Annotated in this window: 10 protein-coding genes; 3 read left to right on the top strand and 7 right to left on the bottom strand. The window is 47.9% G+C overall.

Going from position 1 to position 12,327, the window contains the following annotated elements; translation table 11 throughout:
* Positions 1-13: 13 nt before the first annotated feature.
* From ADU23_RS22945 to ADU23_RS22935, 3 genes are all read right to left on the bottom strand, one after another.
* The gene (locus ADU23_RS22945) at positions 14-1,339 is read right to left on the bottom strand and encodes a 5'-deoxyadenosine deaminase (RefSeq protein WP_053375870.1); all 1,326 of its coding nucleotides are present in this window, start codon (positions 1,337-1,339) and stop codon (positions 14-16) included.
* A 405-nt stretch (positions 1,340-1,744) separates the two neighbouring features.
* Positions 1,745-2,698: a serine hydrolase domain-containing protein gene (locus ADU23_RS22940; protein ID WP_053375869.1), complete on the bottom strand. Its 954-nt coding sequence runs from the start codon at positions 2,696-2,698 to the stop codon at positions 1,745-1,747.
* 17 nt (positions 2,699-2,715) lie between these two features.
* On the bottom strand, positions 2,716-4,119 hold the full coding sequence (locus ADU23_RS22935; RefSeq protein ID WP_053375868.1) for an MDR family MFS transporter: 1,404 nt from the start codon (positions 4,117-4,119) through the stop codon (positions 2,716-2,718).
* Between the two features lie 553 nt (positions 4,120-4,672).
* On the opposite strand from ADU23_RS22935, the gene ADU23_RS22925 reads away from it, so the two are divergent.
* Both ADU23_RS22925 and ADU23_RS22920 read left to right on the top strand, forming a co-directional pair.
* Positions 4,673-5,290: a DedA family protein gene (locus tag ADU23_RS22925; RefSeq protein ID WP_053375866.1), complete on the top strand. Its 618-nt coding sequence runs from the start codon at positions 4,673-4,675 to the stop codon at positions 5,288-5,290.
* A 267-nt stretch (positions 5,291-5,557) separates the two neighbouring features.
* Positions 5,558-7,009, top strand: coding sequence for a SulP family inorganic anion transporter (locus tag ADU23_RS22920; RefSeq protein WP_053375865.1), 1,452 nt, complete (start codon positions 5,558-5,560; stop codon positions 7,007-7,009).
* Between the two features lie 67 nt (positions 7,010-7,076).
* Here the strand turns inward: ADU23_RS22920 and ADU23_RS22915 are convergent, their stop codons facing one another.
* On the bottom strand, positions 7,077-7,352 hold the full coding sequence (locus ADU23_RS22915) for a hypothetical protein (RefSeq protein ID WP_442950619.1): 276 nt from the start codon (positions 7,350-7,352) through the stop codon (positions 7,077-7,079).
* Positions 7,353-7,378: 26 nt separating this feature from the next.
* A complete protein-coding gene (locus tag ADU23_RS22910; protein WP_053375864.1) occupies positions 7,379-7,819 on the bottom strand; it encodes a DUF6376 family protein in 441 nt (146 codons plus the stop codon).
* A 122-nt stretch (positions 7,820-7,941) separates the two neighbouring features.
* Here ADU23_RS22910 and ADU23_RS22905 point away from each other — a divergent pair, with 122 nt between their 5' ends.
* The gene (locus ADU23_RS22905; protein WP_053375863.1) at positions 7,942-9,354 is read left to right on the top strand and encodes a hypothetical protein; all 1,413 of its coding nucleotides are present in this window, start codon (positions 7,942-7,944) and stop codon (positions 9,352-9,354) included.
* On the opposite strand, the gene ADU23_RS22900 is transcribed toward ADU23_RS22905, so the two are convergent.
* Together ADU23_RS22900 and ADU23_RS22895 are read right to left on the bottom strand one after the other, a co-directional pair.
* Positions 9,338-9,922 carry a hypothetical protein gene (locus ADU23_RS22900; protein WP_053375862.1) on the bottom strand — a complete coding sequence of 195 codons (585 nt, stop codon included), beginning with the start codon at positions 9,920-9,922 and terminating at the stop codon, positions 9,338-9,340. The genes ADU23_RS22905 and ADU23_RS22900 overlap by 17 nt on opposite strands.
* Positions 9,923-10,070: 148 nt before the next feature.
* Positions 10,071-12,293 (bottom strand): MMPL family transporter, encoded by a 2,223-nt coding sequence (locus tag ADU23_RS22895; protein ID WP_053375861.1) that lies wholly within the window; start codon positions 12,291-12,293, stop codon positions 10,071-10,073.
* Positions 12,294-12,327 lie beyond the last annotated feature (34 nt).

The following is a 12,327-nucleotide window of genomic DNA, read 5'->3' as shown; positions in this document are numbered from 1 at the left end:
GTTGAAACGCCTATTAAAGTCTTTCAATTAATTTGCGCAAAGAACGATCCGCTTCCTTTAATACGACTTTCTTATCGACTGTTCTTACAAGCTTGCCCTCCATGACGATTTGGCCATCGATTAGGACGGTATCGACATCTCCTCTTGTGGCTGCATAGACGACTCTTGAATACCAGTCGGCATCAAATGACGGATACACGTGAAAGTCTTCAAGATCCAGAAGCTGCAAATCCGCAAGCTTGCCAATCTCGATGCTGCCGATCTCCTTCTCCAAACCAACGACCTTAGCGCCGCCCATCGTCGCCATCCGCAGCACTGTCTTGGCATTCATAACCGTCGGTCCATGCTTCACCTTTTGCATGTAGGCAGTCAATCGCATTTCTTGGAACATATCGAGATTGTTATTGCATGGAGCGCCATCCGCGCCGATCCCCACATCTATTCCTTGCTCCAGCAAGAGCGGAATTTCGGCTACGCCCGACGCAAGCTTCATGTTGGAGCCCGGGCAATGGGTTACTTTAACGCCCCGCTCTCGAATAATCCGTTTCTCCTCGTCATCAAGCCAGATACTGTGCGCGAGAATCAAATTTGGCTTTGCAAGCCCAATATGATCCAAATAAACAACGTTTCTCATCCCGCGTTCCGCTTCTACCATTGCGATCTCGCCTAAATTTTCCGAAGCGTGCGTGTGGACCATTACGCCGTATTCCGCGGACAGATCACGAACGCCAACAAGCAGCTCCTCTGTACACGAAACCACAAAACGCGGGCAAAACGCATACTGAATTCTTCCATTCTCCGCTCCATGCCATTTTTCCAATAAATCGACGCTGGCCTGAAGCGATTTTTCCGTATTTTCCTGCAAGGCAAGCGGCACCTCGGTACCATGATCCATCATCACTTTGCCTGAAAGAGCGCGAATGCCGCTTTCCTTAATCGCTTGAAAAGCAGACTCCGTATAATGCACCGTCTCCATATCCAAAATCGTCGTCGTTCCGCTCCGAATCAATTCCCCAATTCCGAGCATGGCGGAGTAATAAACAGAATCCTCGCTATGCGCCGCTTCGAGCGGCCATATTTTTTCTTTAAGCCATTCAATAAGCGACAAATCATCGGCTCTCCCGCGAAAAAGCGTTTGACAAAGATGGATATGCGTTTGTACAAAGCCAGGCAGCAGCACTTTGCCGCCCGCATCGATTATTCGATCAACCCCGCTCGTCTCCAGCCGCTCTCCCATTTGCGCAATTCGATTGCCTTCTATTAATACATCGCCAGTAAAAATGTGATCCTCCGCATTCATCGTCATCACTACGGCGTTTTGAATAAGTATCGTCGTCATAACTCTCTCCCCCTCATGCATATATCCATTCTGATTGCCCCATTAATTAACTTAATATTCTGACATTTAAATGGATTCATAAGATCTATTACTTATGGCACTACTCGAAAGCTACGCTCCATATCTATCTTTATGCGCCGATTTTCCGCTCAAATCGCTTAAAGCATCTGTTCACCAAGTGAAAGCCCATCCAGCCAAACAGAAAGGAAATGCGCGCTTTCGCTTTCGATGTGTAAGTTTATCTAACATCATAATGCAGAAAGATAAGTTAGGCAAGACGTTTCATGAAATATTTATATGCAAAAGCTTGTTTTTTGTCCATTCCTAACACATATATAACATTGAATACGCAAAAAAAGGCATCGATCATTGATCGATGCCTACGACTTTCAAGCTAGGCGTACTTTACGCTTGGCTTGGCTGCTTATTAGCCATGCTTGCAGGTATAATATGCTCGAACAAGAGCTGTCTCGACCATATCGCATCATTGCGCTTCGTCACTTGCTTTCGGATGACAACGACAAGCTCCTGCTCTGGGGCAATCAACAAATATTGACCGCCATGACCAAAAGCAAAATAACATTCGCACCGCCCATTATGGCTTTCAGGCGAATGCCACCAATGATAGCCGTATCCGCCATAAATCGGCGGCTCATAGTGCATCAAGCCGCGATGATGAAGCTTGGTCGATTTCTCTACCCAATCTGCGGACAGCAGCTGCTTGTTGTCAAAGCGACCTTTTTGCGCGAATAGGCTGCCAATACTTGCTAAATCCCTTCCATACAAGGAGAGTCCAGTCCCGCCTTCATTAACGCCGCCTCTCTCCATCCAGCGAGCGCTATGGAAGCCAAGCGGGCCAAACAAATAATCTTTGGCGAACGACAGCGCCGGCATGCCGACCGCTTTGGTCAAAATCGCCGACAGCAGGTGCGACCCCCCTGAGTTATAGGCAAACGCAGTCCCAGGCTCGGATATGAGCGGCTGCTCGAAGACGAATCTGATCGGGTCCTTAGCTTCCTTGAAAGCTTTATAAGGCTTATCAAAGTCCGGCCAGTCGAATCCAGGCGTCATCGTCAAAAGATGCTTAATCGTTACTTGGCTCAGCGCGCCGATAATTTCGGGAGGATGCTCCAAAAAATCCGTTATCGGCTCATCCACGCTCGCTATGAAACCCTTATCGATGGCAATACCGATTAACGCCGATAAAATGCTTTTGGTGCAGGAATAGAGCGGACCCATCGAATCCTTGCCGCTCTCATACCATTCGCCCAGAAGCCGCTCGCCTTTTAACACGATAACCGTCTTCATTTTCCACTCCGAAAGCTGCTTGCGGTAACCTTCCAAATCGATCGAATTCATAGCTGTAATCGACCTTTCTACGATGCATTTCTTTGCTGCTGTTCAGACTGTTTGAGCTTTGGCAGACCAAGGGAGACAAACACAACAAATACCGATAGAACGGCTACCCAGACGAAGATCGTATGCAAGCTTCCTGCGAGAACCGATGGTTCGATCGAATCGGCTTGCCCAGTATGCAGAAGCAAACCAAAAACGGTAATGCCGATCGTCTGCCCAAGCGTGCGAATAAAGTTATTGCTGGCAACAGCCGAGCCGCGAAGCTCCCAGCCTACAGCTGACGATACAGCAACGGTCAAGGAGGTCAATGACAAGCCGAACGATAGACCCGCCAAGAACGTATAAACGATAAACAAGACAATCGGAGTCGAGGCCGTCATAAATGCGAAGCCGATGCTGCTGGCGAGCAGGAAGAAAGCCCCAACAACGCCGATAAAGCGCAGCCCTTTTTTGGAAATCCAATTGCCAGCCAAAATCGAGCCAAGCGGCCAAGCAACCGAAAGCGGTATCATGGCAAGCCCTGAATAAGTTGCCGGTTTGCCGTATACGCCTTGTATCCACAATGGCAAGTAAAATATAACGACAACATTGATGACACATAGCAAAAAGCTGTCCAAATTCGCCATGCTGATAATCCGATTTCGAAATAGCTTAAACGGAATGATCGGTTCCGGTGAGCGCATCTCAATCCGGGCAAACAATGCAAAAAACAAGATGGAGACTATGATCAGCAAGCCAATCGTCCAAGCAGAGCCGCTCCCTGCCTCGCTTTCGCGAACGAGAGTCATCGCATAGAGCAAGCTGAACATGGCAATCGTGAAAGTAATAATGCCGGGGTAATCAATATGTTTTTTCTTCTTCTCAAGCTTCTCCCGCAGCGATGTCGACAATAAATAAATTGCCACGATGCCAAACGGAAGATTCATGTAAAAGATTGCTCGCCATGATATGTAATCGACCAATAGCCCGCCTAACAAGGGACCAGAGATGCCTGCAATGCCCCAAATGCTTGACATCCAGCCTTGTACTTTCGCGCGCTGCTCGAATGGATATAAATCCCCGATAATCGTATAGGGTATCGTCGTAAGCGCGCCAGCTCCCAAACCTTGCAGCGCACGGAACCATATGAGCTGATTCATCGTCTGCGCCACGCCCGATAACATCGAGCCTGCAAGAAAAATCAACGCTCCTACGATAAACATGTTCTTGCGTCCATACAGGTCGGATAACTTGCCGTATATCGGTGTCGTAATGACTGTAGCTAGTAAATAGATTGAAATAATCCAGCTGTACTGCTGAATGCCCTGAAGCTCCCCCGTAATGCTGGGCATTGCCGTACTGACGATCGTCCCCTCGATTGCGGCAAGGAATGTAGCGACAAAAAGGGCAATCGTTACTTTTTTGCGAGTTTGATTTACGTTCATTGTTCATCCTTTCCGTCATTCTGTGAGCAAGAATAAAATAAGTTATTATGATCCTTTCTATTATGATCGCTGTAAGCGTGAAATATCAACGTATATATTCAAAATTATGACGTTTGCAGCAAATTGACCCGTGTCCACTGCAAGCAGCCTCGTTTGCATAGTCGCAAAATATAGGACGGCCTTTCGGTTTCATTCATCAGCCAAAAATCTTGATCGCAAAATAGCTGGCACAGCGTTTCCTCAGCCATTTTGCAAGCAGCTTGTTCATCTATTAGTAAGGTAACGCATACCGTATAACATAATGATTCGTAACCCCTTAATATTTCAACCTTTTTCTGGAAATCAAGCATAACAATAGTCGCCCCTTCATACGCATTAAACCTACTCCCCTATTGTATCTGCTAGTTGTAACCAAGTTGTTACAGAATGGTAAAAGTTGAATCCTTCTCATTTGTCATACGTATGAATGATATCCTTTCAGATTTGAATGTGATAACATATTTGATGTGATTCAATCGAGATTCTATTTTTTGGAAAGTAAGGATGTTGGCTAATGTATGACTTATTATTGAATATAATAGATGAGATTGGTTATTTCGCACTCTTTCTCGTTTTATGCTTGGGCCTGATCGGTTTGCCCATTCCAAACGAAGCAGTTGTAATGACAGGAGGCGCATTAGGCGCATCCGGCATTTTATTGCCTATACCCGCTTTTATCATGACCTTCCTCGGCATTTGCTCGGCGATGACATTTGGATACAGCATCGGAAGGTTTGCGGGAAGCAAGCTGTCCGATTGGTTTAAAAGAAAAAAGAATATCGGCAAATTTGTCGCGAAGTCTGAACAGCTTAGCGAACGCTACGGCGGATATGCAATCAGCCTCAGCCTTTGCCTTCCTTTCTTGAGACATGTCACGCCTTATGTGATGGGCATGAACCGCATGCCCTACAAACGTTTTATCCTTTTCGCATATCCATCAGCATTGGTCTGGACGCTCATCTACTTCATTATCGGTTCCGTAGTTGGAGATCAAGTGCAGGATCTCTCCGATCACATATACCGCTACGGCATGTGGATCATATACGTTCTCGCGGCGGTCGTTGTCGGCTATATCGCTTATAGGTACATGAAGGGCAAAAACAAGAAGGATCAGATCGAACGGCCGATGTAGCCGCTCCTTATCAAGAACCATCGTAAATCGCGATGGTTCTTTTTGATTAGTTCAACATCTTATCCAAAGAGAAGCTATCGAGCGATAGAGGATGAAAGAATATGATGTAAGCGCTTAATTAGACATCCTACCTAAAATATCATACCTTCATTTGTTGTATAATTGTGCACAGTGTGCATCGGCCCTGACTTTCCTGAGAGTGGAACGTCAATATAAGCGAAATCAACTAAAGCTTTTCAAACAACAATCCAAGGAGGCTTCTTTGCTTTGCTCGAACAACTAAAAAAATCATGGTTTTCTAACGTGCGCGGCGACGTATTGGCTGGAATTACGGTTGCCTTGGCACTCATTCCCGAATCGATCTCGTTCTCGCTGATGGTTGGCGTAGGTCCGATGGTTGGCTTGTACGCATCCTTCTGTATCGCCGTCATTATCTCAATTGTTGGCGGAAGGCCCGGAATGATTTCTGCCGCAACAGGCGCGATGGCATTGCTCATGGTATCGCTTGTCAAAGACCATGGCATCGAGTACCTGTTTGCTGCTACGATACTCGCTGGCGTACTGCAATATGTAATGGGCGTTCTAAAGCTGGGGCAGCTCATTCAGTTCGTGCCGCAATCCGTTATGCTCGGCTTTGTAAATGCGCTTGGCATTCTCATCTTCACCACGCAGCTCGTTCACTTTGTAGGGGCGAGCTGGATCATGTACGCGCTCGTTGCGTTGACGCTTGTCATCATCTATACGCTTCCTAAGTTCACGAAGATCATCCCGTCGCCGCTCGCAGCAATTATTATCGTATCGCTCATTGCGGTCGCGATAGGCGCCGATCTTAAAACCGTTGGCGATAGGGGCTTAATCGAAAGTACATTGCCTTTGTTTCACATTCCTGATGTGCTGTTCTCGTTCAAAACGTTATGGATCATTTTACCGTACTCGTTCTCTCTATCGATCGTCGGCATTTTGGAGTCGCTGCTCACGGCTTCGGTGCTTGATGAAATGACGGATACGACCAGCAATAAAAATAAAGAAGTGCGGGGTCAAGGAATCGCCAATATCGCAACAGGCTTTTTTGGCGGAATGGCAGGCTGCGCTTTAATTGGACAATCGGTCATTAACACGAAATCCGGAGGCCGTTCAAGGCTATCCACTTTTGTGGCCGGCTCCTTCCTGCTCTTTCTCATTATGGTCTTAAGCGATGTCGTCAACAAAATCCCGATGGCAGCTTTGGTCGGCGTTATGATTATGGTCGCCATCAGCACCTTCGATTGGAAATCGGTGTATCAAATTCATAAAGTACCGCGCACGGATGCGCTGATTATGGTCGTAACGGTCGTGATCGTGCTGATCACGCATGATTTGTCCAAAGGCGTTTTTGCCGGCGTCGTGCTGAGCGCATTCGTTTTTGTTGGGAAGATGGCAAAAATACGCGTTTCTATCGCTGCAGACAAACCAAATGCTCGCACGTACCAAATAGCCGGCCAGTTGTTTTTTGGTACGACAAGCCGCTTCGTTTCCCTTTTCGATTATCAACAGGACCCTAGCAAGGTCACTCTTGATTTCAGCGGGTCGCATGTGTGGGACCAATCCGCTGTGACAGCCATTGCAAAGGTCAAGAGCAAATACGAGCAATTAAATAAGCAAGTTACGTTCATCGGTCTTAACGAAGAGAGCAAGCTCATTATCCGCAAGCTCGGCTTAACCTCTTCAAGCGGCCATTAAGCTCAAAAAAAGCTCATGCTTGTTCACCTCGAAGGTGTCCAAGCATGAGCTTTTTTCTTAGGGCATGTTATTCGTCTTTGACTAGCTTTTCTTTGGCTGTATCCACGAGGAAGTCAAACAGCTCGTCATCCTCTTCAAGCAAATCCTCTAAAGCCAGCAGTTGTTCTTCTTTGCCTGATTCATGCAGGAAAAACAAGCCATAACCCCACTCTTTGCCTTTCTTGCTGTGCAATGCGATTTCGTATTCATTTACATGTCCTTCTACTCCAAAATGAACCTTGCCTACGTAGCCGTCTTCCTTCGAATACGTCATGGATGCTTCTAATACATTGATGTTAATCACTGCTATTCTTCCTTCCTATCTGTTCGTTACGGCGTGAGCTGGTTGATTTGGCTTAACAGCTCGTTAATTTTGTTGATTGTATCCGGAATACCCGTTGATTCAAACACGGCTCTTCCTTGCTCTATATTCGTGAGAGCTTGATCGAGTCCCTTCTGAAGCGTCGTATTGTATTCGGCAATCGAATGATGAAGATCCTTGGCGTAGTCTGGCACCTGAAGCCCCTCATAATTCACGACCTGCTCCTTCAGAGCGAGCAGCCGCTCCTTCAAATCGGTTCTTGCATCAAGGTCAGTCATCGCCTTCTCCGCAAGTGCATTCATATCTTGTCCGAAGTCCGTTAACGATTGTAAGTAATCCGTCGTTTCTGTTGCAAAATTTACCGTTTGGCCTACTTCATTCATAATACCACAGCCGGCTGTAAGAAGCATTATCGATAGCATCAGCAGCGTTACGCTTCGTTTTATCATCCGAACCCTCCTTATTATCTGGCGGCGCCGCCGGGGGCGAACGCCTATCCCTGTTCATGCATACATTACAGTACGAAATGAGCTCATTCTGGTTTCGTGTATGTCACAAGGAGATGATCGGGATGGTTATTCAACTATCGGCGCTTCACTGGGTTTATTTAGGCTTTATCATCGCCATTATTGGATTTATGCTGATGCGGCGCGATACTACGCTTATTTGTATTGCGGGGATTTTAGGCATCGGCATACTTGCAACCACGTCGGCAAGCGGTTCTGTAAGCGGCATTTTTAACAGCTTTATTTTTGCCATAAAAGAATTGCTAGGCACAATCTTAATCATATCGATCATCGTTGCCATGAGCCGCGTGCTCATTCGGACCGGCATAAACGAAATTATGATATCACCCTTCACCCGTTTCCTCCGTACGCCTACGCTTGCCTTCTGGGGAATAGGGCTCATTATGATGGTCACCTCGTTCTTTTTCTGGCCTTCTCCGGCGGTTGCCCTCATTGGTGCCGTACTGCTGCCCGTTGCCATTAGAGTCGGCTTGCCGGCGCTTGGAGCCGCGGTAGCAATGAACTTGTTCGGTCACGGCATTGCCCTATCGGGCGATTATATTATTCAAGGAGCGTCAAAGCTTACAGCGGATGCCGCTGGCATACCTGTCAGCTCGGTCATGCAAGCCAGTATTCCACTAGTCATTGTAATGGGCGCCGTTACGACGGTAGCCGCTTTCTGGTTTATGCGGCGGGATCAAAAGCTAGGAACGTGGCGTGATGGGCTGATTGCGGCGGCGGATGTGAAAACAGGTGTCTCAGACAGCAGTGAAGAATCCGACCGCAATGCCTTGTCATTGGGAACCAAACGGCTGCTAGCTGCCATTATTCCCGTCCTGTTCGCGCTAGATGTGCTTGCCATGTTCATGCTAAATCTTCAAGGCGGTGATGCAACCGCTCTGATTGGCGGAACCGCTATTTTAATCATGCTTCTGATTACGATGATGACCCACAAAGGCAAAGGCTTCGAGAAAACGACCAGTTACTTGATAGAAGGTTTCCTATTCGGCTTTAAAGTGTTTGGCCCCGTCATTCCGATTGCGGCATTCTTTTATTTGGGCGACTCGGGATTTATCGCAATGTTCGGCGAGAAGCTGCCCGAAGCATCCCATGGTATCGTCAATGATTTAGGTCTCGCCCTTGCTCATGTCGTACCGGTAAACGGTGTCGTCGGCTCCATCACCTTAACAATCGTAGGCGCTGTCACCGGCCTTGACGGCTCCGGCTTCTCCGGCATATCGCTGGCGGGCTCTATCGCTCAGCTATTCGGGCATGCCATCGGATCAGGCTTAGCTACTTTAACCGCTCTTGGGCAGGTTGCGGCCATTTGGGTAGGCGGCGGCACCATTATCCCTTGGGCGCTTATTCCGGCAGCGGCAATTTGCGGAGTAGATCCTTTCGAGCTCGCGCGCCGCAATTTGAAGCCAGTGCTTATTGGACTTACGGTGACGACGATCGTCGCTATGTTCTTGATTTAGACCTTTTTTGCTTCCGATAATAAACGTACCCGACTAGGATCGCGGCAAGCCCTCCGATTACAAGATAGAGCTTCCAAGGCGATGACTGCTCCTGTTGCTGCATGTCTGAACCTGGCTGCGGCGGCAATGAACCGCTGCCTAGCCAAGTGATATGCTCATTCGCTTTGCTGTGCAGCATCGTGCCGCTGCAAAGGCTCACTTCCATCGACTTTCCAGTTGCAGCGGCGTAAACCAAATAACGCTCGCCTTCCTGGAATACAAAGCCGCAGGTGTCACTGCCGCTAGCTGTTAACACTTCGATCGTTGGCGTTACATGTCCCTTCCACACTTCGTTGACTTGAAAGCTTGCTTTCACCGCTTTCGCTGACGAGCGGAACAAGGCTATTGAGGAAGGTTTTACAGATTTGGCCGTTCCTTCAAATACGGCATCGCTTTTGTTTTTGGTCTCTTCAATCGAATCTGGGCGTACACAAGAGCATGCTGAAGCATCGTTTGGAAAAAACAGCATGCTGGCGGCAAATACAGCTGCAACGAGCCATATTCCGGTCCAACGCTTAATGCTTTTCATAAATAGTCCCCTGACTTTTATCTATAATAGGCGAAAGTAGCCTTTAAGCTTAGACGCATATTACTGGGAAAATGTTGCAAGGATGGGAGCGCGCAAAAAGGCTGTCTCTACAACAGCATACGCTGCGATAGAAACAGCCTTCCATTTGTTACCCTTTTGAGCTTTGCTTCGACTCTTCGATAAGTTCAACCTTAGCCGGCCAAAATGCTTTCTTGCCCAGCAAGGTCGTAATCGCCGGGACTAGAAATGGACGAACGATGAACGTATCCATTAAGACGCCGATCGCTGTAATTAAGCCAAACTGGACAAGCACTTGGATCGGCAGCGTGGCAAGCACGGAGAACGTGGCAGCAAGGATAAGCCCTGCCGACGTAATAACGCCTCCCGTTTCGCTTACGCCTTCCTTGATCGCTTGCTTCAAAGGCATGATTTTGCGCTTCTGCCAAATGCTTGAGATCATAAAGATATTATAATCCTCGCCGAGCGCGATTAGGAATACGAATGCGTAAAGCGGAATTGCGCCTTGAATGGCATCAACGCCCATGAAGTAGTGCAGGATGAACCAGCCTAGACCAAGCGCGGCCGCAAAGGATAGCAATACGGTGCCTATTAAGTAAAGCGTAGCTGTGATGGATCTTAAATACGCCAGCAGCAGTATCATAATAAGCCCAATAACAAGCGGGATGATCACGCTGTTATCATGATCTGTAAGCACCTTCGAATCATATTGCGTGGCGGTTTGTCCGCCAATCCATACCTTCTGATCGGCATCCGCTACATTCACGCCAGCTAGCGCCGCCTCCGCTGCCTCATGCAGCAGCGGAATCGTATCCATCGCTTCGGAAGAGTAAGGGTTCGTGTTCAAAATAACCTTGTAAGAAAGCAAGTTTGGATCATCGATGCTTGGCTGCGGTTCCTGAACATGGTCAACAAGCGGAACCTCGGCCAGCTTGCCTGCCAAGTCAGGCGCCGATCCCTCTGTTTGCGCGACAACCGTAATCGGCGCCAAGTCGCCTGGCGTGAATGATTTGGATATCAATTCAAAGCCTTCTCTAGATGGCATATCTTTCGGGAACGAAGAAAGCAAATCGTAAGTAAATTTAATTTGGCTGGAGAAGCTCGCTAAGATGCCTAAAACCACTACGGATGAGATGACAACCATCCATGGCTTTGCAATGACCAAATTGCCGATTTTGGAGCTGAACTTCTTCTCGGCATTTGGCTTGCGGTAAGGCTTTCCTTTTTTCCCTGCACGCGCCTGCTCCATAAATTCAGTGCGTGGAATGAACGGGAAGAAGGAAGCTCTTCCAATAATCGAAAGCAATGCCGGCACAAGCGTTAGGCTCGCAATGCCCATAACGAGAATCGATAAGCTAAACGGTACTGCAAAACGATCGTATGCGCCATATTTTGCCGCCAGCAAAGCTATTAAGGAAAGCACTACAGTAAAGCCGCTCATTGCGATTGCGCCGGATGCGTCTTTGAATGACCGTTTTAAAGCAGCCATTTTGTCGCTCTCGCGCGTGAGCTCTTGGCGGAAATGCGAGATGAAGAACAAGCAATAATCGGTGCCTGCTCCGAACAAAAGAACGGTCATAATCGAAATCGCCTGCGCATCTACTGTTATCCAGCCCTCGCCTGCCATCCAGCCAAGCAGCGGGCTTGTGACGGCATAAGCAAAGCCTACCCCGATTAAAGGAATGATCGCGAGAATTGGCGAGCGGTAAATGAGCAGCAATAGAATAAGCACGATCAGCACCGTCGCGATAAGCAGCGATACATCTGCGCCTTTGAACAGATCGGTCGCATCAACCGAGATGCCTACCGGACCGCTGACACGGACGCTAAGCGCCGACGAATCATCTACGGCAACCTCAAACGGATTTTGGCCAGAAGCATCATTTATAATCCCTTTGATCGTTTCAATGTTTTCCTTTAAGATCTCTGTTTCGGTCTGCTCGCCGAATGATATGGGCTGCACAAGCGTCGTACCATCTTCCGAAGCGAACTTTTGCAGGGCAGGCACAGGCATTTGATGGAGCGGTACGACCTCTCCCTGCTCTTTAAGCGGTTTGTCGATTAAAGTCTGCGTCGTTTTCTGAATGAGAGAAAAGTCTTCCTCGGTTAAGCCGCCATCACGGTGCCAGACGACCAGAGCTGGAATGCCCGATGAGCTTGGGAACTTGTCTTTAATAAGCTGTTCGGCGATGACGGATGGACTGTCTGACTCAAGGTTGGGAGCATTGCTTTCTTCTTTATCGCCAACCGCAGGAAGAAAGACGCTAAGCAGCGCTGCAATAACTATCCATGCTACTAATGTAATCCACTTGGTACGCGGTCCGGCGATGATCCCAGCTAATTTTTCGATCATTTGTCAAATCCTCCATTTCACTTCTTCACCTTTA

It is taken from the genome of Paenibacillus sp. FJAT-27812, from assembly GCF_001273905.1.
Lineage (GTDB): Bacteria > Bacillota > Bacilli > Paenibacillales > Paenibacillaceae > Pristimantibacillus.
The sequence above is the reverse complement of the archived record's forward strand: the minus strand, read 5'-3'. Positions and strand labels throughout refer to the sequence as shown.